This window comes from Raineyella sp. LH-20, from assembly GCF_033110965.1.
Classification (GTDB): domain Bacteria; phylum Actinomycetota; class Actinomycetes; order Propionibacteriales; family Propionibacteriaceae; genus Raineyella.
On record NZ_CP137003.1, the window covers coordinates 1,120,384 to 1,142,395 of the forward strand.

The window sequence follows — 22,012 nt, forward strand, 5'->3', positions numbered from 1 at the left end:
CCAGGTAGACTCGGTCAGCGTGCCCTCCCTGACCCAAGCCCAGGACAACGCGGTGACCGAGCTGATGCGGATCGCGCCGGTCATCGACCGGCTCGGCGAGGTCTTCGCGTCGGCCGGCCACGAACTGTATCTGGTGGGAGGGTCGGTCCGGGACGCGCTGATGGGCCGGCTGGGGCACGACCTCGACTTCACCACCTCGGCCCGGCCTGACGAGATCGAGCGACTGGTGAAGAAGGTGTCCCGCCAGGTGTGGGACATCGGGAAGGCGTTCGGCACCATCGGCGCCAACGTCGACGGCGGCTGGGTGGTGGAGATCACCACCTATCGGGCCGACACCTATCGGCCGGATTCCCGCAAGCCGGAGGTCGCCTTCGGGGACACTCTGAAGGGCGACCTGGTCCGCCGCGACTTCACCGTCAATGCGATGGCGGTCGACGTCCGGACGCGGACGTTCGTCGACCCGTTCGGCGGCCTGGCCGACCTGGCCGCCGAGGTGATCCGGACGCCGGGGACCCCCGAGCAGTCGTTCTCCGACGACCCGCTGCGGATGATGCGCGCGGCGCGGTTCACCTCCCAGCTCGGCTTCGTGCCGGCGCCCGAGGTGGTCACCGCGATGCGGGAGATGGCGGAGCGGCTGGACATCATCTCGGCCGAGCGGGTGCGCGACGAGCTCTCCAAGCTGCTGCTGACGCCGCGCCCGCGCAACGGGCTGAACGTCTTCGTGGCGACCGGGCTGGCGGCCCGGGTGCTGCCGGAACTGCCGGCGCTGCAGCTGGAGGTCGACGAGCACCACCGGCACAAGGACGTCTACGAGCACTCGCTGACCGTGCTGGACCAGGCGATCGCCCTGGAACAGGCCCGCGGCCACCGGCCCGATCTGGTGCTGCGGCTCGCGGCGCTGCTGCACGACATCGGCAAGCCGGCCACCCGGCGCTACGAGGACGCCGGCAAGGTGTCCTTCCACCATCACGACGTGGTGGGCGCGAAGATGGCCCGCAAGCGGCTGAAGGCGCTGCACTTCAGCAGCGACGAGATCAAGCAGGTCAGCATGCTGATCGAGCTGCACCTGCGGTTCCACGGGTACGGCGAGGGCGGGTGGACCGACTCGGCGGTGCGCCGCTACGTCCGCGACGCCGGCGACCAGGTGGAGCGGCTGCACATCCTCACCCGGGCCGACTGCACGACCCGCAACCGCAAGCGGGCGGCGGCGCTGCGGGCGGCGTACGACCATCTCGAGGCCCGGATCGAGGAGCTGGCGCAGCAGGAGGAACTGGACGCGATGCGCCCGGACCTCAATGGCGACCAGATCATGGCGATCCTCGGTGTGCCGGCGGGGCCGGTGGTCGGCCGGGCCTACAAGTACCTGCTGGAGCTGCGGATCGACAACGGGCCGTTGGGCGAGGAGGAGGCTGCCCGCCGGCTCACGGAGTGGGCGGCGGACAACCTCTGAGGTCTGTCCCCGCCGGACGGTGCCCGGCGGGCGGATCAGCTCTGGTCGGACGTGGCGAGAACGCAGTGCAGCAGGACATTGATGCCGTCCTCGCAGGCCTCCGGCGTCGAGTATTCACGGGGATTGTGACTGATCCCCTCGTACATCCCGGGGATGAAGATCATCCCCGCTGGTGCGACGGCGGCGATCTCCCCGGCGTCGTGCCCCGCTCCCGAGATGATCCGCTCGTGGGAGAGGCCCAGCCGTTCCGCAGTCGACTCGACGAGGTCCACCATCCCCGGATCGAAGGCGACAGGCGCCGTGTGGGCCGTCTCCTTCACGCTGATGCGGGTCCCGGTGCGTTCCTCGACCTCGGTCAGATAGGCCCGGAGATCTGCTCGGGCTCGGTCCATCGCGGCCGTGTCAGGATTGCGGAGGTCAACGGTGAGTAGGGCCGCCCCCGGCACGATGTTCACCAGGTTGGGCCGCACCTCGAGGCGGCCGACCGTGCTCAGCAGCGCACCCCATCGTCCGGAGTCGACCATCTCCTCGGCGCGCACCGTGATCAGTGCCGCGGCGAGGGAGGCGTTGCGACGCAACCGCTGGGGAGTCGTTCCGGCGTGAGCTGACCGCCCCTCGATCGTGACCTCCCACCAGTTGATCGCCTGGACCCCTGTGACGACGCCGATCCGGCGTCCGTTGTCGGCGAGGATCGGACCCTGCTCGACGTGACACTCGAAGTAGGCGTACGGCCTTGTCGACATCGGTACCGCGGTGGTGCCGAGCTGATCGAGGCGCTCCAGCTCCGCTCCGACCGACAGGCCGTCCCGGTCGGTGAGCGCGTACGCCTCCTCGAGGCCGATCCGCCCCGCCGCGACAGCGCTGCCGAGCATGTCGGTGCCGAACCGTGCCCCCTCCTCCTCGGTGAAGAAGCAGACCTCGACCGGACGCCGCGTGCTGATGCCGTGATCGTTCAGGGTCCGCACCACCTCCAGCCCACCGAGGACACCGAGGCACCCGTCGAACCGACCGGCGGTGGCGACCGAGTCGATGTGCGAACCGACCATCACCGGCGCCAGGCCCGGCTCGGTCCCGGCCCGCCGAGCGAAGACATTGCCGATCCGATCCTGGCGGACCTCCAGACCGGCCGCACGGAACCAGTCCACGACGAGGTCGCGGCCGGCACGGTCGGCATCCGTCAGGGCGAGCCGTCGTACGCCGGTCAGGCCGGTGGCCTCGTCAGGGTAGGCGCCGATCCGTCCGAGAGTGCTGAGGGAGTCCCACAGCCGGGCGGCGTCGACGCCCAGCTCCTGGGTGGTGCGGGTGAGGGTCACGCTTCCTCCTGAGTGCGGGTGAGGCCGGCGGAGAGGACGTCGCCGCAGATCCGTCGGTAATTGTCGGGGTCGGTGACGCCCTCGGTCGACACGATGAGGACGTGGTCGTCCGTCCCCAGTCCGAGGGCCCGGTGGTGACGGAGCAGACCGGCCAGCCCGGCGGCTCCGCTCTCGCCGGCAGGGATGCCGTCGGCAGCCAGCAGCCGCATCGCCTCCTCGGCATCGGCGTCCTCGACGGTGACGAACGTGTCGAAGCCGCGCGACACATCGGGCCAGGCGGTCAGCGAGGGGGTGCCGCAGTTGAGCCCCGCCATGGCGGAATCCTGCGGACCCGGGATCGTCGTGGGGACGCCCTGCTCGATGCTCACCGTGACGCAGTCCGCGCGTGTCGGCTCCACACCCACCAGGATCCGGGCAGCGGACCGGCCGAAGCCCCTGGCGATGGCCGCGGCGAAGGCGCCGACCCCGATCTGGGCCGCGACGACCGTGGGCTGCGGGAGGCGCTCGGCGTCGATCCGGTCGATGATCTCGGCGGTCAGGGTGGCATACCCGTCGATGACCCAGCCGGGAACTTCCGTGTATCCGGGCCAGGCCGTGTCGGAGATCACGACATGGTCCGCGTCGGCAAGGGCCGCGCTCGCGGCGATCGCATCGTCGTAGCCGCCGCGCACCACCCGCAGGTCCGCTCCCTCGGCGAGGATCGCCTGCCGCCGAGCGCCGACCATGTCGTCGGGCACCAGGATCGTCGCCGCCTGACCCAGCAGTCGGGCCATCCGGGCGACCGCGCGACCGTGGTTGCCGTCGGTGGCCGCGACCAGGGTCACCGGACGTCCTGCGAGCAGCGTACGGAGTTCGTCCAGGGTGCGGGGCTCGTCCAGGGTGTGGGGGGTCGTCACCGGGTCGACGTGGTCGACCAGCGCCCGATACGTGGCCCAGGACGCTCCCAGGATCTTGAACGACGGCATGCCCATCCGGCTCGATTCGTCCTTCACCAGCACCGATCCGACGCCGAGGGCGGCGGCCACTGCGGGGGCGGACCGCAGCGGCGTCGGCCGGTAACCGGGGAGACCTCGGTGGAAGGCGGTGCTGTGTCGGTCCGGGTCGGGGAGGCTCTGACGATCGACGTACGGATTGGGGATGATTCGGGTCGGCATCGGGTCTCTTCCGTGGGGCGGCGTTTCCGTCAGGCTAGGAATTTGTAGGACAACTGTCAAGAGTCATCCGAGGGTGTCGATGCTAGGTTGGCATTTGTCCGGTAATTGAGAGGAATGCTGTCGTATGAGTCAGGTGGCGGGAAGTGGTCGGGCCGCTGGAATCCGTTCCAGAAGGCAGCTCCAGTCCGAGATCAAAGATGCGATCCTGGCGGACTTCGTGTTGTCCGGACGGGTGCCCCCCGGGGGGCGGTTGCCCTCGGAGGCCGAGCTCTCCGAACTGTTCGGTGCCTCCCGGGTCACGGTGCGTGCCGCGCTGCAGAGCTTGAAGGACCAGGGCTACATCCGGATCAGTCGGGGCTCGGGGTCGCACGTCCTGCCGCGACCTGAGCTGATCCCCTCCGGGCTCGACCGGCTGGTCTCCTTCGACACCTTCGCACGCCAGTCGGGCCAGGAGATGCAGACCGCCGACGTCGAACTCGGAGTCGCCCCGCCGGGCGATCCGGTGGTCCCCGATTTCGATGTTGACAAGGGAGAACTTGTCATCCGGGTGTCTCGGACCAAGGTGCTGGACGGTCATCGGTGCGCTCTGGTCGTCGACCATGTGCCGGCGTCCATCCTGTCCCTCGACGTGCTCCGGGAGCGGTTCCGGGGATCGGTCCTCGATCTCCTGCTGGACACCCCCGGCGCCGCCGCCTACTCCGAGTGCACGATCACCCCCACCGTCGCCGACGCCTCGCTGGCCGCCATCCTGGAGGTGCCGATCGGCACCGCCCTGCTCCGGCTGAGTGAGCACACCCGCGATGGTGACGGTCGGCTGGTGAACCGCAGTGAGTCCTGGTTCAACCCGGCCTACTTCGAGTTCCACCTCCGTCGTCGCCGCGACGACTGAGGTATTCGTAACGGCACTGTTTCGAACCTGTTCCGATCACCCCACAATCCCTGATTCGGTTGTCCCGAGGCTGGTCAGCCCGAAATCCGGCGTGATAGACAACGGTTAGTTGTCCTACAAGTCACCCAGGAGGGGCAGTGGAAGCCGAGATCGTGATCAGGGCTGCCGACGTCGTGGAGGCGACCGGTGTCCGCCGGGCCGATGTCGCCCTCGAGGGCGGGCTGATCGCCGCGGTCGGCACGGAGCTGCCGATCGACAGTGCCGCCGAGGTCATCGACGGGCGCGGCCTGCTCCTGGTCCCGGGGTTCATCGACCTGCACGCCCACAGCGCGCTGCACGCCTTCGACGAGCCGCAGATGTCGGCCAAGGTCGGCCAAGGCTTCACCACCGAACTCGTCTCGCTCGACGGGCTGGGCCCCGCCCCGCTGTCCGACGCCGTACGCGAGGACCGCCGTCGCTACCTGGCCGCGCTCGAGCCGAGCGCCGCGGCTCCCTGGGACTGGACCAGCCTCGCGGACTATCTCGAGGCCCTCCGGGCGGCCGGGCCGACCACGTCCATGGTCACCTGCGTCCCGCACAGTGCCGTCCGGGAGGTGGTGATGGGTGGAGCCGACCGGCGTCCCACCGACGTGGAACTGCGCGAGATGCAGGACCTGGTGGCCGTGTGCTGCGAGGCCGGCGCCCGGGCGGTGTCGTTCGGGATGATCTATGCGCCGGGGCTCTTCGCCGACACCGCCGAGCTCACCGCGATCGCGGAGGTCGCCGCGCGCTACGGGGTGCCGCTGGTGCCCCATGTCCGCAATGAGGCGAGCGGAGTGCTCGACTCGATCCGCGAGTTCGTCCAGGTGGCCGAGCGCACCGGTGCACCGCTGCACATCTCGCACCTCAAGCTGATCGGGTCCGCCGACCTCTTCGGGGACCTGATGGCGCTGCTGGCCGAGGCGGCCACCCGGATCTCGCTGACCGTCGACCAGTACCCGTACGGCGCCGGGAGCACGATCCTCGCGGCCCTGTTGCCGCCGTACGCGTTCGCCGGCGGACCGGCCGCCCTCCTCGACCGGCTGTCGAGCCGCACCGAACGCACCCGGATGGCGTACGACATGATGCACGGGTTGCCGGGGTGGGAGAACCTGTTCGGTGCCTGCGGTCCGGAGCACATCGTCATCACCCAGGCGGCGGCGCCGCGCACCGACGAGGTCGGGCTGACCGTGGCCGCGATCGCCGAGCGCACCGGGGACGATCCGGCCGGAGCGGTGCTGCGCCTGTTGGCCGACACCGCCCTCGACGTCGGGATGATCGACCACTACGCCAGCGAGCAGATGGTCCGCGACATCTATCGGGAGTCCGGATCCCTGGTCGGCACCGACGGCGTGTTCAACCCACACCCCCACCCGCGTCTGCACGGCACCGCCCCGAAACTGCTCGGTCGGTTCGCCCTCGAGGAGCGCCTCGTCGACGTGCCCGAGGCGGTCCGCCGGATGTCGACCGAGCCGGCACGTGTCCTCGGCCTGCGTGACCGGGGGATCATCGCCCCCGGTTATCGGGCCGACCTCGCCCTCCTCGATCCCGCATCCTTCCGCGACAGTGCCAGCTACCAGGATCCGATCCGTCTGCCCGACGGTGTCCGCCGGGTCATCGTCGACGGGCATGTCGTCTGGCGCGAGGGCCGGCACACCGGACTGCGCCCTGGTTCCGTCATCCGTACGGCCCCGGTCGGGGCCTGACCCCCTGGTCGCCGGGTCGCTCCCGGTCCGAGTTCCACCACCCCCCTCCCGCTCGGGTCGCTCCCGGCCGGGGCCTCCGCATCGCCGCGGCTCCACCCCTCGAAAGGACCACGACCATGAGCACCATCAACGAGCAGGCCGAACGTACGACCACCGCCACCGCGTCCGTCTGGGACGTCGAGGAGGGTGAGGTCCGCAAGCCCGGCCTCCAGCACTTCGTCATGACCGCCCTCTTCACCGGTATCGGTGTGGTGGTCGGCACCTTCGGCAGCCTGGCGATCCCGCTCGGCTACATCACGGCGTTCTGGCCGGGTCAGGCCATCCAGACGGTCGGCGGCATCTGGTACGGCGGCTGGGGCGGCATCGCCGGTGCCGTCTTCCCGCTGATCTCCAACGCGATCTCCGGATCCGCTCCGCTGCCGGTGTCGCTCGCCTACCTCCCCGGCAACCTGGCCCAGGCGATCGTCGGTGGCCTCGCCTTCCGGATGCTGAAGGCCGATCCGCGCCTGCGGTCCGGCAAGGACTGGGTGGTCTTCACCGTCTTCGGCATCGTCCTCTCCAACGTCATCGGCGCGCTCTGGGGTGCCGGCGTGCTCGTCGCCTTCAGCCTGATCTCGCCCGACGCCTTCGTGGTGACCTTCATCGGTTGGTTCCTGGGCAACTCGATCGCCTCGTGGGTGCTCGGCGTCGTGATGCTGAAGTTCATCTCGCCGATCGTGCTGCGCTCCCGGGCATTCGTGAAGCGCGTCTGGGCCTGATCCAGCCCGCCCCAGCCGTACGACCCCTCACCCCCACCGAACCAGCCGGGAGGCAGTCAGATGACCACATCGGTGCACCACGAAGCGCTCACCGGAGGCGGCCCCGGGGCGACCTCGCCCCTCGAGGTCACCCGGCCACGGGAGCGCGCACTGCGCAAGACGATCGTCGGGTACATCCCGGCCCAGTCGCCGATGTATCACCTGCACCCGGCCTCCCGGCTGGTCCTCTACCTGGTGACTTCGGTCATCCCCCTCTTCATCGAGGCGCCGGAGGTGAACATCCTGGTGGTCCTGCTGAGCCTGGGCCTGTTCGCGTACGCCAATGTGAAGCTCGCTCGGCTGAGGATGTTCCTGCCGATGTTCGCCACGGTCTTCGTCATCCTCGGCCTGACCTACACGGTCTTCCCTCGACGTTTCGAGACCGACTCGGCGGTGCTCTTCGCCGTCGGCCCTGTCACCGGTCACTTCGACTCCCTGATGTGGGCGTTCGCGACCTACTGCCGGATCATCGCCCTCGTCCTGGCCTCGATCTTCTACTTCTCCACCAACCGGGAGAGCGACATCCTGGTGGCGTTGCGGACCTTCGGCGTGCCCTTCGTGGTCTCCTACTTCGTCGGTCTGACCCTGCGGTCCGTCGGGATCTTCCTGGAGGACTACGCGGTGATTCGCGAGGCCGAGATCGCCCGCGGACTGGACACCCGCACCCTCGGCCCGATCGGACGGATCCGGCACTTCGCGATGAACCTGGTGCCGTTGTTCACCCTGTCGATCCGGCGCAGTGACGACATCAGCATCGGTCTCTACGCCAAGGGCACGCGGCTCAGCGGCCGGGTCAACGGCGTGCGCCGCCCCGACTACCTGCGCTCCCGCTTCGTCATCCGGGCGAGGGATCGGGTCCTCGTCATCCTGCTGCTGGTGACGCTGGCCGGCGTGATCGCCCTGCGGTCGGCCACCCCCTGGCTCGGCCTGACCCATTCCGCCGTGTACTCCGGCCTCCTCGGCCTGCTCTGACCACCCGCCCGTCCCCTCGAAGGCAGGAACATCCATGACCTCCCCCCACGACCCTCCGGCCATCAGGTTCTCCGAGTTCTCCTGGAAGTACCAGGACGCGAAGCGGTTCGCGCTCAGCGACGTGGACCTCACCGTCCGGGAGGGGGAATTCGTCGGGATCGTCGGCCCGAACGAGGCCGGCAAGACGACACTGGTCTCCGCGATCAAGGGCATCATCCCGGAGAATCACCACGGGGTCTACCGCGGCGTCGTCGAGGTCTTCGGACGTGAGGTGCGCAGCCTGTCGACGCTCGAGGCGGCCGGTGCGGTGGGGATGGTGTTCGCCGATCCGGACGCCCAGTTCACCTCGATGAGCGTCGAGGAGGAGATCACCTTCGGCATGGAGAACCTCGGTGTCCCGCTGCCCGAGATCCACCGTCGACTGGCCTCCGTCGCCGCGCTGGCGGACCTCGCGGACCTGCTGGAGAAGTCCCCGCACGAACTGTCCGGTGGCCAGAAGCAGCGCGTCGCGATCGCGTCGGTGCTGGCGATGGAGCCCAGGATCCTGATCCTCGACGAGCCGACATCCATGCTCGATCCGCGGTCGAAGACGATGGTCTATCGCCTGCTGGCCGACCTCAAGGAGCGTCGCCGCCTCACCATCCTCGTCGTCGAGCACAACCTTGAGCGCCTGGTCGAGGTCTGCGACCGGCTGGTGCTCGTCACCGACGGCGGGGTCCGCGTCGACGCCCCCACCCGGACCTTCTTCGACCTCCTCGACGAGGACGACCGACGCAGCATCCGTGTGCCGTCGTCGATCGGCTTCCTCGGCAGGGTACGCCGCGACGGCAGCGGCGGGGCGGTCACGGTTCCTCAGGTGGCAGCCGCGGCCCGCCGCCTCATCACGTCAGGAGCACACGCATGAACAGCGCCACGGCACCCATCATCGATGTCCGCGGGGCGGCCTTCCACTACGAGGACGGCACCGAGGCGCTGACCGAGATCGACCTGAGCGTACGGTCGGGGGAGTTCCTCGCTCTGATCGGCACCAACGGTAGCGGCAAGACCACCCTGTCGAAGTGCCTCAACGGCATCCTCAAGGTCACCCGCGGCTCGGTCACCGTCGACGGCCGGGCCATCGGGCGCGACACCCGCACGTCGGACCTGATCGGCAGCATCGGTTACGTCTTCCAGAACCCTGACCACCAGCTCTTCAATGCCACGATCCGCGACGAGATCGCGTACGCGCCGCGCAACCTCGGCCTCGACGAGGCGGAGGTGGATCGCCGGGTGCGGGAGGCGGCCCGGACCGCCGGGATCGGTGCGGACCTCTTCGACGAACACCCGTTCTTCCAGCCGAAAGGCATCCGTCAGCGGATCGCGATCGCCTCGATCCTGTCGCTGCGCCCGAAGATCATCATCGTGGACGAGCCCACCACCGGCCAGGACTACCGGCAGTCGATGGAGGTGATGACGTTCCTCAAGGAGCTCAACGAGCAGCACGGCCACACCATCATCGTGATCACCCACGACATGGACATCGTCGCCGAGTTCGCCCATCGGGTGGTCGCGATGACGGCGGGCAGGGTGATCATCGACGGCTCCACCCGCGAGGTGCTGAGCCGTGCCGATGACATCGCCCGGGCCGATCTGATGCCGCCGGTGATCACCCAGGTGGCCCAGTCGCTCGGCGATCTGGGGGTGCGCCCGGACGTCCTGGACGAGGACGAGATGGTCGCGGAGTGGGAACGGATCGCGGCCGGCACCGGCAGGGCGGAGCTGCCGGCATGAGTGAGCTGATCGCCTTCGTCGGCGGGGAGATCGCCGACGAGTCCGGCAGCCGTCCCGCGGACGTCCTCGTTCGCGACGGGGTCATCGTCGGTGTCGGGATGTCCGACGCCTGGAACCTCACCGCCGCGCGGATCGTCGACTGCACCGGGCGGGTGCTGCTGCCGGGCGGCATCGACGTGCACACCCACATGGAGTCCGGCTCGTTCGAGCAGCGGACGTCCGACGACTTCTTCACCGGGACCCGGGCCGCCGCGGTCGGGGGCACCACCACGATCATCGACTATGCCTCGCAGTTGCCGGGGCTGACGGTGTCCGAGTCCGTCGCTCGACACGCCGGGTCGGCCGCCGGGAAGGCCGTCATCGATTTCGGCCTGCATGCCGCCGTCACCCGGCTCTACGACGGCTTCGACAAGGAGTTCCGTACGCTCGCCGGCGACGGGATCACCAGCGTCAAGACGTACATGGCCTATCGGGGCACCCTGATGATCGACGACGGCGAACTGTTCCGGGTGCTGTCCCGGGCCGGTTCGGCCGGCATGCAGGTGTGCGTCCATGCGGAGAACGGCGACATCATCGACGTCCTGGCGGCCGACCTCGTCGCCCGAGGCGTACGAGGCCCGGAGGGCCACCTGCTGTCCCGACCGCCGTCGACCGAGTCGGAGGCGGTCGCCCGCGCGATCCGGATCTCGCGGATGGCCGAGGCGCCGCTCTACTTCGTGCACATGTCGACCTCGGAGTCGGTCGACCTGATCGGTGAGGCGCGGGTCGGCGGGTGGCCGATCGGCGGCGAGACCTGCACGCATTACCTGTCTTTGGGGCCCGACGAGTACTACCGGCCCGACTTCGGCGGCGCCAGGGCCGTCCTCACGCCGCCGCTGCGCGAGGAGCCGCACCGCAACGCCCTGTGGCGGGGACTGTCGTCCGGGGTGCTCGGCATCGTCAGCTCCGACCACTGCCCATACTGTTTCGCCACCCAGAAGACCGACGGGCGCGACGACTTCCGGAAGATCCCCAACGGAGGGCCCGGGGTGGAGCACCGGATGCTGGTGACGTATTCCGAGGGCGTGCACGGGGGACGGATCGACCTGGGCAGGTTCGTCTCGATCACCGCCGCCGAACCGGCCAGGCGGTTCGGGCTCTACCCTCGCAAGGGTGTGCTGGCACCCGGGTCGGACGCCGATATCGTCGTCCTCGACCCCGCGGGCACCACCCACATCTCTGCCGCGTCGCAGCTCCAGAACATCGACTACACGCTGTGGGAGGACGTGACCGCACACGGCCGATTCGACCAGGTCTGGTCGCGCGGCGAACTGGTCGCCGAGCAGGGGCGCCCGACCGAGGCCGGCAACCGTGCCGGGCGAGGGCGCTTCCTCCTCCGCGCCACCGTCGGCTGAGCGGCCTGGCTCGGCGATGACCCGCATCCTGGTGATCAACCCCAACTGCAGCGAGACGATGACGGCCACGATCCGACGGTCGGCGACCGGCGCCGCACCGGCGGACACCGAGCTGGAGGTGGTGAGCACTCCCGGTGCGCCGGCGGCGATCGACACGCCGGAGGAGGAGCGGGCAGCCGTCACCGCGATGCTCGCCTCCCCGGCCATCCCGACCGGCGCGGGGACACCGGACGTCGTGGTCGTCGCCTGCTTCGGCGATCCCGGTGTCGAGGAGATCGGTGAGCGGACCGCGGTGCCGGTGATCGGTATTGCCCGGACGACACTGGACCATGCGGCGGCGACCTACGGGACCTTCGGCATCCTGGCCGCCTCCGAGGAGGCCGTCGGCCTGATGACGGACCTGGTCGACCGCTACCGGCTCAGCTCGGCATGTGTCGGCGTGGGGGCGATCGGCGTGGGGGTGGCCGCGCTGGACGCCGACCTGTGGGGGCACTGGGACAGGATCACGCAGGCGGCCGAGCGGTTGGTGGCGTCGGGCGCGGCCTGCCTCTGCCTCGGCTGCTCCGGGCTCGGGCCGGTGGCCGAGCGGCTGTCCGCCGCGGTCGGTCGCCCGGTCCTGGATCCGGTGTCGATCGCGGTCCGACACGCTGTGTCCTTCGGAGCTGCCGGAACATGTGCCCGCCGGAACATACACCAGGGGCCGCCGGTACGACACCTGACGGCCCCTGGGGATTCTGTGCTCTCGCTACGAGATTGACTCCAGAGTACTCCGTAGTCACCTTTTGGCTACCACCGTGCCGGTGTGGCGATCGCCACATCTTAGGTAAGGCTCATCAACTCGGCCCGGGAGGCCATGAAACCGGCCAACACTAGGGGTGTTGCGGACAACACCGGGGACAACACCGGATCGCGACGATGGGTGCCGTGTTCCGTTGTTCGATACGCCGCGCCCCGTGTTCCCGATGTGTTCATCCACAGCGGCCTGCTGTTGACACCACGACTCCTAGCCTCAGGGGCAACACCCGAGCCGACGACGCCTTGGAATGACGATGCTGCCCCTGAAGACACCCACCCCGTACGCCGCTGCCGCGCCTGCCCCGGTCCCTTCCACCGCCGAGAGTGTGCGTCCGCCGGGCCTCCCCGCCGGACGACCACTGCCTGCCGTGCGTCGGCGCCGGCCACGCTGGATCCTCGCCGGCGTGCTCGCCATGGTGATCGGCGCCCTGGGATCGGTGGTGCTCTGGACCCGGGTGGCTGACACGTCGTCGGTGCTCCGGCTCAACCGGACCGTCTACCGCGGCGAGATCATCCAGGCCCGGGATCTCAGCCCGGTCACCGTCGGCCGACTCAACGGTCTCGACGTGGTGCCCGCGGACGCGGTCGACACGGTGGTCGGCAAGCCCGCCCGGACCGACATCGCAGCAGGCGGTCTGCTGACCACCGCCTCCGTGGGCCCGGCGGACCTCCCGGCCGGCACCGCAGTGGTCGGGCTTCGGTTGGACGAGGGCCGAGTGCCACGGATCCCCCTCGAGCCGGGGTCGTCGGTGGTGCTGGTGGAAGCGGCCTCCGACCAGACCGGCGCCAAAGGTGGGGCCCGGGCGTTCCGTGCGGAGATCCATCGCCCTGTCGAGACCAGCTCCGACCAGGTGGCCGTGCTGGTCGACGTCGCGGTCGCCCGACGTGATGCCGAAGAGGTCGCGCGGCTGGCCGCAGCGGACCGGATCGTCCTGGTGCGGGGAAGCTGACATGACCGTACGTCTTCTGCTCGGATCCGCCGGATCACCGGGAGTCACCACGACCGCGATCGGCCTGGCGCTCCATCTTCCTGCCCCCACCCTGCTGGTCGATGCCGCCCGGGACGCGGCGCAGGCGCCGCTGGCCGGCTACCTGCGCGGCACCGTCGCCACCGGGACGGGGCTGGAGGAGTTCGCCCGACGTCGGCGCATGGGCGCGCCGTTCGACCTTGAGACGGCCGGACTGCCGCTGGACGACGCAGGGACTCGACGGTTCCTGCCCGGATTCGGACACCTGGCGGCCGTCGACCTGTTCGAGCCCAGCTGGCCGGCACTCGCAGATCTGCTGCACCAGACCGCCGACGCCGGCACCGAGGTCGTGGTGGACGGCGGACGGCTCAGCTCCGTACGGCCCGTCGAACCGTTGCTGCGCATCGCCGACCAGGTGCTGGTGGTGACCCGCACCAGTCTGCGTCACCTCGCTGCGGCCCGCCCGGTCTGCGACGCGGTGGACGAGATGCTCCGGAGGTCTCCGCGGGCCACCCACGCCGGTCTCGCCCTCGTCGGGGAGGGGATGCCGTACGACCGCCGGGAGGTGACCGAACAGTTCGGTTGGCCCGTCGACCTGGTGCTGCCCTACCTTCCTGACCATGCCGCCGTCCTCTCCGACGGGGCGCCCCCACCGCGGCGGTGGGAACGATCCCCGCTGCTGGACGCGTTGCGATGCTTCGAGCAGGTGCCCGCATGACCGACCACCTCCCGCTGGACCAGGTCCCGTTGTGGGGCCGACGTCCCGTCACCGACGTGGTCGACCGGACGTTCGAGGGCGACAACCTTCCCCGTCCGAGCCTCGCTTACGAGACTGTCGCAGGGCTCGACACCGCCCCCGACGCCCGTCCGGGCGGTCCGACCACGGTCGACTGGGGTGTCGTGGTGACGCTGCGTCGGCAGGCCGCCGCCGAGATCAGCGACCGGGTGCAGCACCACCACGACCAGTACGGTCGGACGATGCCCGAGGCCGACCGTCGGCTGATGGGGCGCGCCGTGATCCGTCAGGTGGTCCGGGCCTACGCCGAACAGCTCCAGGCTGCGGGGACCGCCCTGTGGGACCTCGACGACGAGGAGGCGTACGTCCGCGCGGTGTCCAGCGCGGTCTTCGGCTACGGCCGACTCCAGCCGCTGTTCGAGATCCCGACGGCCGAGAACGTGGAGTTGCATGGCTGGGACTCCGTCGTCATCCAGTACGGCGACGGCCACCGGGAAGAGCACCCGCCCGTCGCCGACTCCGACGAGGAGCTTGTCGAGGCGATCCGGTTCCTCGGTGAGCAGGCGCGTCCTAGCCGCCCGTTCGACGACGCTCACCCCAGCATGACGCTGGCTCTCGGTGACCGCTTCCGCCTCCACGCGATCGGCTTCGGCCTGTCCTTCCGCCCGGCGATCACGATCCGCCAGCACCTGCTCACCGACGTCACACTGCCGGACCTGGTGGCCGGCGGCATGCTGCCGGAGGAGCTGGCCCGGCATCTGCACGCCGCGGTGATGGCGCGCCGTTCGCTCGTCATCTCGGGTGACCAGGGCGCCGGCAAGACGACCCTGCTGCGGGCGCTGATCGCGGCAATCCCGGCCAACGAGCGCTTCGGCACGTTGGAGACCGACTACGAACTGCTCACCCACCTGCTGCCGCACCGACGCAACATGGTCGCGCTGCAGGCCCGCGTCGGCCAGGGGGAGGTGGTCGGCGGGCGCCGAGTCGGCGAGGTGACCGTCGCCGACCTGGTGCCCGAGGCATTGCGGCAGAACCTGTCCAGGATCGTTGTGGGTGAGGTGCGCGGGGCCGAAGCGGGCGCGATGTTCGAGGCGATGCAGTCCGGCGCCGGGACGATGAGCACGACCCACTCGCATTCCGCAGCCTCGACGATGGATCGACTCGCCGGCCGGGTGGCTCAGGGCGGAGTGCTCACCGTCGAGGAGGCCTATCGCCAGATCGCGCACAACATCGACCTTTTCGTGCACCTGCGGCTGATCGACGACACCTGGCGTGGAGGGACCCGGCGACGTCTGGTCAGTGAGGTACGTCAGGTGACCGGTGCCCTCGAGAACGGGCGGCCGGTGACCCATCTCCTCTACAACGCCCTGCCGACCGCGCTGACACCGGCGGTCTTCGATCCCGAGCCGTCCCTCGGTGCCGAACTCGAGCGTTACCGCTCGGCCTGGCCAGGTGTCCGATGACGGCCCTGATGGCGTTGTGCGGCGCGCTGCTCGCCGCCGGCCTGTGGCTGGTCGTCGCGGGCCTCATCCCGGGTGACGTGCCCGCGACAGGTCGACCCGTCACCCGCGCTGCCGGCCGGACGGCGGCGCAGAGCCTGCCCGAGCAGTGGGCGGCGCTCACCCGGCGTCCACCGGGAAGGGCCGGGCGACGTCGTGACGCCCGCCTGCTGGCCGGAGTCCTGGGCGGCTTGGTGGCGTACGCACTCACCGGGTGGGTCGTCTGGCTGGTGATCGTCCCGTTGACAGTGATCGCCCTGCCCTACCTCCTCGCCGACCCGCCGGCGCTCACCATCGAGCGGCTCGGTGCGCTGGACCGGTGGGTGCACAGCCTGGTGGCGACCCTGCCGACCGGTCAGTCGATCGGCGATGCCATCCGGACGTCGCGACGAACCGCCCCGGCCTCGTTGGCCCCGTACCTCGATCGGGTCATCCGCCGCCTCGACCAGCGCTGGACCGTCCGCGACGCGCTGCGCGAGATGGCCGATGCGCTGGCTGTCCCGGAGGCGGACGCCGTCCTCGCGGCCCTCGGGCTGGCGGCGCACCGGGGTGGTACCGGCGCGACGGCGACACTCGAGGCGCTGTCCGGATCACTCCAGCAGACCTTGGCGGCCCTGCGCGAGATCGAGGCAGAACGCGCGAAGCCGCGCATCGTCGTCCGTCAGGTCACGGCGATCACCCTCGGCATGCTGGCGATCGCCCTGGTGTTCGGCCGGGACTTCTTCGCCCCGTACGCCACCGGGGTCGGCCAGGTGCTGCTGCTCGGACTGGTCGCTGCCTACCTCGGTTCGCTGGCGATGTTACGGCGGCTGACCCGGCCACGACCTCGCCAGCGGATCCTTGCGGGAGGTCCGTCGTGACCGCCCCCACCTGGATCCTGCTCGTCGCGCTGCTGGGCGCGGTCGTCGGCGTGGGATGCATCTCTCTGCTCCGCGGGATGCGTCCGGCGGTCCCCACCTTGAAGGACGGCTTGGCACTGCTCGACACCGCTCCCGTCCCCCCGGCGGAGAAGGACGTGGTCGGGTCGACTCCGGCCGCGCCGAGGGAATCCCTGACGGATCGGGTCGGACGATGGTTGGCGACCCATCCGCTCACACCCCTGCCGGCCGCACAGCGTCGGGCCCTCGATGCCCGCGGCGTCGCGGTGAGCGATTTCATGTCGGAGAAGGCCGCGTACGCCCTGATCGGCGCGGTGACGCCCGGCGTCGTCGCCGGCTGCGTCGGGTTCCTCGCCGGCTGGACCCCGATGGTGCCGGTGGGGGTCGCGGTGGCCGGTGCCGTGGTCGGCTGGTTCTTGCCGGACCTCACGCTGCAGCGGCGGGCGCCGGCGATCCGCGAGGACCTGGCGGAAGCGCTGTTCACCTTCTTCGACCTGGTCACCCTGGAGCGACTGGCCAATCGGTCGGCGACGCAGGCGCTCACCGCTGCGGCGGCGGTGTCCGACGCGCCGTTGTTCCTGCAGATCCGTGCGGCGCTGGAGCGGGCCCGGCTGGAGCAGCGCCCTCCGTACGCCCATCTTCGCGCGCTCGCCGGCCACTTGGACCTGCCGGAACTGGCCGACATCGCCGATGTGATGCAACTGGAGGAGTCCGGTGCCTCGCTCACCGGGGCCCTGCGCGCCCGGGTCCGCGAGTTGCGCGACGCCCATCTGAGCGCGCGGAAGATCGCGGCGGCGAAGGTCTCGGAGCAGATGACCGTCTTCATGGTCGTCCCGTCGATGGTGTTCGCCCTCGCCTTCCTCATACCGCCCCTGCTCCGCCTGACCGGCGACGGAGGTGTCCCATGATCGACCGCTCCGACCGCTCCGACCGCTCCCGACGACTCGACCTTCCCGACCCATCCGACCTGTCCGCCTTATCCGACCTGAGGAGACCCGATGCGGGCCCTGACCACCCTGTTCACCACACTGTTCCTGCTGACCATCGGCCCCCGCGCCCGCGACGAGCGGGGGCTGTCACAGAGCACGGAGAACGCCATCCTCCTGGCCGGTGCAGTGGCCGTTGCGACGATCGTGATCACCGCGGTGACCGCCTATGTGCGTGCCCACATGCCGACCTGATTCCCGCCCGATGGCATGCCGGTGACGAGCGAGGGCTCACCGAGAGTCTGCAGTGGGCGCTGCTGTGGCCGCTGGTGATGCTGCTCGTGCTCGGCACTGTGCAACTGGGTGTCTGGTGGCATGCTCGCCTCACTCTCGGCGCCGCGGCCGCCACCGCCGCCGACCTGCTGAGTGTCGAGGGGACGAGTCCCACGTCGGCAGAAGCAGCAGCCCAGCGTGTGGCGGCCGCCGGCGGCGTCGAGTCCGTCACGGTCAGCGCCAGCCGTGGGCCACGACAGGTCGACGTCGTGGTGCGCGGCACCGCCCCGCTGGTCATCGATCTGGGCCTGTCCCGACTCGAGGTCAGCGCCGCCGCTCCGCGGGAGGTGGCACGATGACGACGCGGTCGCGGTCGGATCGTGGTGCCGTAGCCCTCGAACTGGTCCTCCTGGTGCCGGTGCTGATGATGCTGGTCGGGTTGGTCGTCGGCAGCGCCCGGATCTGGACCGCCCGGGCGACGGTCGACGAGGCCGCCCACCGTGGCGCCAGGACTGCCACCGTGCTCTCCGACGCCCGCAGCGCTGTCGGGGCGGCCGAGGCTGCCGCCCGGGCCAATCTCGTCGACGTGCCCTGTCGGGAGTCGACGGTGAGCGTCGACGCGTCTGCCCTGCATCGCCCGCCGGGGACGCCGGGAACGGTCGGGGTGACGGTCGGCTGCACCGTGACGTTCAGCGATCTGGTGCTGCCGGGCCTGCCGGGCGAGCTGACCCTGCAAGCGAACGCGGCCAGTGCCGTGGACCGATATCGGGGGCGATGATGCGGACCGTACGAGGGCTGATCGCCCTGACAGTGCTGCTGGGATCGGTGATCGCCGTGCCTTGGCTGCTCCTCACCTGGGGACGCTACCCGGCGCCGGGCGACCTCACCGTGGATCGGCTCCTGTTGACTCCCGACGACGGGCGGGTGTTGTTGTGGCTGGTGACCGGGATCGGGTGGGTGGTCTGGCTGCTGTTCACCCTGTCCGTCGGCGCGGACCTGGTCGGCATCCTCGGGGGACGCGCCGTACGGCTCCCCGGCCTGCGGTGGATGCAACTGGTGTCCGGGACGCTGCTGGTGGCGGTGCTGCTGATGCTCGGCGTGGGGCAGCGGTCGCGGCCTCCCTCCGTGGGGAACGACGATCTCACGGGCGCATCCCAGGGAGTTGCCGTCGCGGTGGCGTACGCCGCTCCGCCGGAGCCGGTCGCCGCCCAACAGCCGGAACCGCTCCTCGCTGAGCCGCCGGGAGGGCCGAACAACGTCCCGGAGCGGCCGACCGATGGGACGGAGTCGGGGGCTCTGGACGCCACGCGGTCGAAACCGGTCGTGACCGACGCGACAGCGATGCTGCCGGAGACCTTCGAGTACCGGGTGCAGCGCGGTGACGACTTGTGGAGTCTGGCGGAGACCTACCTCGGCGACGGTCTGCAGTGGCGCCGGATCCGTGATCTCAACCAGGCACTCCTGCGCCACGACCCTGACCATCTCGAGGTGGGGTGGGTGCTCACCATGCCGTTGCCCCATCCGACGCCGTCCGGGCCGCCGGAGCAGACCTTGGGGGCTGAGACCTCTGTTCCGACCGCGGTCGAGGCGCCGGGAAGGACCTCGGCGGTGGAGACCGATGACCCTGCCCCGGTGGAATCACCAGTCGTGGCAACGGTGCCGGCCCCCGGCGCGACCGCTGAAGAGGCCCCGTCCGGACCGACGGAGACTGCGCCCGAGGAGACGGAGTCTGAAGCGGCGAAGACGGCGTCCGAAGCGGCGGAGACGGCGTCCGAAGCGGCGGAGACGGCGTCCGAAGCGGCGGCGTCCCCTCTGGACCCCGAGCGGGAGCGGAGGTTGCTCCTGGGCGGCATCGGCGCCCTCACCGCCACCACGGTCGTGGCGGGGCTGGCCGGCCGCCGGCGCCTGCAGCTCGTCCAGCGGCCGGTCGGGCAGGTCCCGCAGCGTCCCGAACAGGGCGCCGAACGTCTTCGCAGCGTTCTGGCGGCCAGCCAGGTCTCCGATGACGTCGACGTGCTGGAGTGGGCTGTCCACATGGTGGCTCGCCACGCGCTGCGGACCGGAACGATCGGCGGTATCGATCGCTTGCGGGTCGGCGAAGCCGAACTGGAATTCGTCTGGGACGACCGACCGACCGGATTGCCCTGGGCTGCCGGATCGCCGGGTCCTGCTCCGGAGCCGTTCGTCGACACGGGGTCGTCCTGGGTGGTGTCCCACGCCGAGGTGCTGGCCGATCGTCGAGCCTCGGTCGAGGAGGACGTGCTGCGCCCGTGGCCCGCCCTGGTCACCCTCGGCGCGGACGACGAGGGCACCTACCTGATCGACCTCGAACGGTGGGGTCGCCTGAGCGTGCAGGCCGAAACGGCCGAGCGTGCCGGCGAGGTCCTCACCTCCCAGGTCCTGGATCTGATCGCCAGTCCCTGGTCAGGCGGGGCCCGGGTCACCGTGGTGGGCGACGACGGCGGTCTGGTCGACGTCAGCGGGGTCGACCACGTACGCCACGTCGATGCACTCGACGACATCATCACCTGCTGGGAGACCACCGCGGCCACCCAGCAGTCCCTGGTCGCCGTCGCTGACACCCCGGTGCCCTTACTGCGACTGGATCCCGACTTCGCGGAGGCCTGGTCGCCGCAGGTCCTCATCCTTCTGGCGGACATCACCCCCGCACAGCGGCGCCGACTCAACGAACGGTTCGGCCGCACCCACCGAGGACCGATCGTCCTCGTCTCCGAACACCCCGGTGGCGAGGCGACGCTGGTCGTCGACGAGGCGCCGCTGCGGGCACGGTTCGAACCCACCGGACTCGACCTGAGCCCGCAGCGGGTCGCCCGCCAGACCCGGGACGACGTGATCCACCTGCACCGGGTCACCGCCCCCGAAGCGCTCGTCCCCGCGCCATGGGCCGACGAGCACCCGGATGTCACGCCGTTCACTGCGCCGGCCGACATCGACACCACCGTCGAGGAGGAGCCTCCGATGTCAGACGATCCGAGGCTCCTGCTGCTGGGCCCGATCGAGCTCGAGGGCGCCCGAGGGGAACCGCCGAGACGAGCGCCGCGCCAGTGCCTCGAGTACTGCGCCTGGCTCCTGGAACACCCGAACGCCAGCTCGGTGGAGATGACCCGCGCGCTGCTGGTGGCGGAGAGCACGCGCCGGTCCAACATGAGCCGGTTGCGCGGTTGGCTGGGCCACGCCGCCGACGACCGGCCGTACCTTCCGGAGGCCTACTCGGGCCGGATCCGGCTGCACCCGGCGGTGCGATCCGACTGGCAGGAGGTACAACTCCTGCTCGGGCAAGGGATCGCCCGGACCAGCAGTGCCACACTGGCCTCGATCCTCGACATGGTCCGGGGCGCCCCGCTCGCCGACGCCCCGCCCGGTGACTGGGCCTGGGCCGAGGAGCTGCGGATCGAGTCCGCCTGCGCCATCCGTGACGTGGCCTACGAACTCGCCGATCGAGCGTTGGAGGAGAGGAAGCTCGACCTCGCCAAGTGGGCGGTCGGCCGAGGTCTGGTGGCCGCCCCGGCCGACGAACTGCTGCTGCGCCAGTTGCTGGTCGCCGAGCACCGGTCGGGCAACACCCGCGAGGTGGAACGGTTGGTGTTCACGCTGAACAAGCAGGCGCACATCCTCGGTATCGATCTGCTCCCCGAGACCGTCGCCACGATGCAGGAGGTCCTGGAGGGACGGATCAGAGGCCGATCGGCCAGTGGGTCGCGGCGGACGGCGGTCTAGAAAGCGGGGGACAGCGGCCTGCGGCTCCGGCGGAAGAAGCGGGTCCGTCGAGCAGGGTGTCCAACAGGTGTGTCCCGGTGGCGTTTCCTCGATCCATGACCGGGACCATCGGATGTCGTCCGACAGAAGAGAACGAGCGGATCCTGCGAGCGCCAGCGCTCCCCGGGAGTCCACTCGGACACACGCGTCGTACCCTCGGTTGCTCGACCACGGACCCTCCGTTGTCGACCGGCGTTGTCATCCCGACATCGACACAGGCCAGGCCCGCGTCTTCCGGCCGACCTGCAAGATCGCGGTCGCACCCGGTGCCTGCTCGTCGATCAGATCTGCGCCATCGACACCGACTATCTGGCCCGTGCCCCGTCGACTTCCTGACTCGAGGACTGGCCGTCGTCGAACTCGGCGTGGCCCACGACCTGGGCATCCGGTCCGAGACCCTCGGCGAGAGTCGTCGCCGGTGAGGCCAATGGGTACAGGGGTGTCCAGTTGGGTTCGCGACGTTCCCGCGGGAACGCGGGCTGGGATGTTTCCTGTGGGGACGCGGGCTGGGATGTTTTCCCCCGGTGACGCGGGCCGGGACGTTCCCGCGGGAACGCGGGGCTGTGATGTTCCCAACGGAAACGTCGCGAGCGCGCCGGGGTCCCGCGGGGCCGTGGCCCGCGGCACTCGGTCGTCGACATCCTGAGTGGGAGAGACCGTACGGGCGCTTCGTACGCGTCCACGATCCTGAAGGCTG

General features: G+C 70.3%; 20 protein-coding genes. 18 read left to right on the forward strand and 2 right to left on the reverse strand.

Annotation, left to right across the window (positions count from 1 at the left end; translation table 11 throughout):
- Positions 1-19 precede the first annotated feature (19 nt).
- Positions 20-1,450, forward strand: coding sequence for a CCA tRNA nucleotidyltransferase (locus tag R0146_RS04870; protein ID WP_317691733.1), 1,431 nt, complete (start codon positions 20-22; stop codon positions 1,448-1,450).
- A gap of 35 nt (positions 1,451-1,485) precedes the next feature.
- Here the strand turns inward: R0146_RS04870 and R0146_RS04875 are convergent, their stop codons facing one another.
- Positions 1,486-2,763: a Zn-dependent hydrolase gene (locus tag R0146_RS04875; RefSeq protein ID WP_317691734.1), complete on the reverse strand. Its 1,278-nt coding sequence runs from the start codon at positions 2,761-2,763 to the stop codon at positions 1,486-1,488.
- Positions 2,760-3,917, reverse strand: a complete 1,158-nt coding sequence (locus R0146_RS04880) for a diaminopropionate ammonia-lyase (protein ID WP_317691735.1) — start codon at positions 3,915-3,917, stop codon at positions 2,760-2,762. The genes R0146_RS04875 and R0146_RS04880 overlap by 4 nt, the downstream gene beginning before the upstream one ends.
- Before the next feature lie 124 nt (positions 3,918-4,041).
- On the opposite strand from R0146_RS04880, the gene R0146_RS04885 reads away from it, so the two are divergent.
- The 17 genes from R0146_RS04885 (at position 4,042) to R0146_RS04965 (ending at position 21,276) form a co-directional block, all read left to right on the forward strand.
- The gene (locus R0146_RS04885) at positions 4,042-4,806 is read left to right on the forward strand and encodes a GntR family transcriptional regulator (protein WP_317691736.1); all 765 of its coding nucleotides are present in this window, start codon (positions 4,042-4,044) and stop codon (positions 4,804-4,806) included.
- Positions 4,807-4,943: 137 nt separating this feature from the next.
- Entirely contained in the window at positions 4,944-6,530 is a 1,587-nt protein-coding gene (locus R0146_RS04890) for an N-acyl-D-amino-acid deacylase family protein (RefSeq protein ID WP_317691737.1), read from the forward strand.
- 116 nt (positions 6,531-6,646) lie between these two features.
- Entirely contained in the window at positions 6,647-7,288 is a 642-nt protein-coding gene (locus R0146_RS04895) for an MASE1 domain-containing protein (RefSeq protein WP_317691738.1), read from the forward strand.
- A gap of 60 nt (positions 7,289-7,348) precedes the next feature.
- Positions 7,349-8,299, forward strand: coding sequence for an energy-coupling factor transporter transmembrane component T family protein (locus R0146_RS04900; protein ID WP_317691739.1), 951 nt, complete (start codon positions 7,349-7,351; stop codon positions 8,297-8,299).
- Positions 8,300-8,333: 34 nt separating this feature from the next.
- Positions 8,334-9,203, forward strand: coding sequence for an energy-coupling factor ABC transporter ATP-binding protein (locus tag R0146_RS04905; protein ID WP_317691741.1), 870 nt, complete (start codon positions 8,334-8,336; stop codon positions 9,201-9,203).
- The gene (locus R0146_RS04910; protein WP_317691742.1) at positions 9,200-10,069 is read left to right on the forward strand and encodes an energy-coupling factor ABC transporter ATP-binding protein; all 870 of its coding nucleotides are present in this window, start codon (positions 9,200-9,202) and stop codon (positions 10,067-10,069) included. The genes R0146_RS04905 and R0146_RS04910 overlap by 4 nt, the downstream gene beginning before the upstream one ends.
- The gene (gene hydA / locus R0146_RS04915) at positions 10,066-11,463 is read left to right on the forward strand and encodes a dihydropyrimidinase (RefSeq protein ID WP_317691743.1); all 1,398 of its coding nucleotides are present in this window, start codon (positions 10,066-10,068) and stop codon (positions 11,461-11,463) included. Before R0146_RS04910 ends, hydA begins: the two co-directional genes overlap by 4 nt.
- Positions 11,464-11,479: 16 nt before the next feature.
- Positions 11,480-12,220 (forward strand): aspartate/glutamate racemase family protein, encoded by a 741-nt coding sequence (locus R0146_RS04920; protein WP_317691744.1) that lies wholly within the window; start codon positions 11,480-11,482, stop codon positions 12,218-12,220.
- A gap of 406 nt (positions 12,221-12,626) precedes the next feature.
- Positions 12,627-13,208 carry an SAF domain-containing protein gene (locus tag R0146_RS04925; RefSeq protein WP_317691745.1) on the forward strand — a complete coding sequence of 194 codons (582 nt, stop codon included), beginning with the start codon at positions 12,627-12,629 and terminating at the stop codon, positions 13,206-13,208.
- A 1-nt stretch (position 13,209) separates the two neighbouring features.
- The gene (locus R0146_RS04930) at positions 13,210-13,944 is read left to right on the forward strand and encodes a CpaE/TadZ family protein (protein WP_317691746.1); all 735 of its coding nucleotides are present in this window, start codon (positions 13,210-13,212) and stop codon (positions 13,942-13,944) included.
- Positions 13,941-15,425 (forward strand): TadA family conjugal transfer-associated ATPase, encoded by a 1,485-nt coding sequence (locus tag R0146_RS04935; RefSeq protein ID WP_317691747.1) that lies wholly within the window; start codon positions 13,941-13,943, stop codon positions 15,423-15,425. Before R0146_RS04930 ends, R0146_RS04935 begins: the two co-directional genes overlap by 4 nt.
- A complete protein-coding gene (locus tag R0146_RS04940) occupies positions 15,422-16,321 on the forward strand; it encodes a type II secretion system F family protein (protein WP_317691748.1) in 900 nt (299 codons plus the stop codon). The genes R0146_RS04935 and R0146_RS04940 overlap by 4 nt, the downstream gene beginning before the upstream one ends.
- Positions 16,318-17,247: a type II secretion system F family protein gene (locus R0146_RS04945; protein ID WP_317691750.1), complete on the forward strand. Its 930-nt coding sequence runs from the start codon at positions 16,318-16,320 to the stop codon at positions 17,245-17,247. The genes R0146_RS04940 and R0146_RS04945 overlap by 4 nt, the downstream gene beginning before the upstream one ends.
- A 90-nt stretch (positions 17,248-17,337) precedes the next feature.
- Positions 17,338-17,520, forward strand: a complete 183-nt coding sequence (locus R0146_RS04950) for a hypothetical protein (protein WP_317691751.1) — start codon at positions 17,338-17,340, stop codon at positions 17,518-17,520.
- 59 nt (positions 17,521-17,579) lie between these two features.
- On the forward strand, positions 17,580-17,897 hold the full coding sequence (locus R0146_RS04955) for a TadE/TadG family type IV pilus assembly protein (RefSeq protein WP_317692335.1): 318 nt from the start codon (positions 17,580-17,582) through the stop codon (positions 17,895-17,897).
- Positions 17,894-18,316 carry a TadE/TadG family type IV pilus assembly protein gene (locus tag R0146_RS04960; RefSeq protein ID WP_317691752.1) on the forward strand — a complete coding sequence of 141 codons (423 nt, stop codon included), beginning with the start codon at positions 17,894-17,896 and terminating at the stop codon, positions 18,314-18,316. Before R0146_RS04955 ends, R0146_RS04960 begins: the two co-directional genes overlap by 4 nt.
- Positions 18,316-21,276: an AfsR/SARP family transcriptional regulator gene (locus R0146_RS04965; protein WP_317691753.1), complete on the forward strand. Its 2,961-nt coding sequence runs from the start codon at positions 18,316-18,318 to the stop codon at positions 21,274-21,276. The genes R0146_RS04960 and R0146_RS04965 overlap by 1 nt, the downstream gene beginning before the upstream one ends.
- The last annotated feature ends 736 nt before the right edge of the window (positions 21,277-22,012 follow it).

Coding starts and splice junctions, on each gene's coding strand:
- R0146_RS04880 (WP_317691735.1), bottom strand. CDS start 3,917: ATGCCGACCCGAATCATCCCCAATCCGTACGTCGATCGTCAGAGCCTC.
- R0146_RS04885 (WP_317691736.1), top strand. CDS start 4,042: ATGAGTCAGGTGGCGGGAAGTGGTCGGGCCGCTGGAATCCGTTCCAGA.
- R0146_RS04895 (WP_317691738.1), top strand. CDS start 6,647: ATGAGCACCATCAACGAGCAGGCCGAACGTACGACCACCGCCACCGCG.
- R0146_RS04900 (WP_317691739.1), top strand. CDS start 7,349: ATGACCACATCGGTGCACCACGAAGCGCTCACCGGAGGCGGCCCCGGG.
- R0146_RS04905 (WP_317691741.1), top strand. CDS start 8,334: ATGACCTCCCCCCACGACCCTCCGGCCATCAGGTTCTCCGAGTTCTCC.
- R0146_RS04910 (WP_317691742.1), top strand. CDS start 9,200: ATGAACAGCGCCACGGCACCCATCATCGATGTCCGCGGGGCGGCCTTC.
- hydA (WP_317691743.1), top strand. CDS start 10,066: ATGAGTGAGCTGATCGCCTTCGTCGGCGGGGAGATCGCCGACGAGTCC.
- R0146_RS04920 (WP_317691744.1), top strand. CDS start 11,480: ATGACCCGCATCCTGGTGATCAACCCCAACTGCAGCGAGACGATGACG.
- R0146_RS04930 (WP_317691746.1), top strand. CDS start 13,210: ATGACCGTACGTCTTCTGCTCGGATCCGCCGGATCACCGGGAGTCACC.
- R0146_RS04935 (WP_317691747.1), top strand. CDS start 13,941: ATGACCGACCACCTCCCGCTGGACCAGGTCCCGTTGTGGGGCCGACGT.
- R0146_RS04940 (WP_317691748.1), top strand. CDS start 15,422: ATGACGGCCCTGATGGCGTTGTGCGGCGCGCTGCTCGCCGCCGGCCTG.
- R0146_RS04950 (WP_317691751.1), top strand. CDS start 17,338: ATGCGGGCCCTGACCACCCTGTTCACCACACTGTTCCTGCTGACCATC.
- R0146_RS04960 (WP_317691752.1), top strand. CDS start 17,894: ATGACGACGCGGTCGCGGTCGGATCGTGGTGCCGTAGCCCTCGAACTG.
- R0146_RS04965 (WP_317691753.1), top strand. CDS start 18,316: ATGCGGACCGTACGAGGGCTGATCGCCCTGACAGTGCTGCTGGGATCG.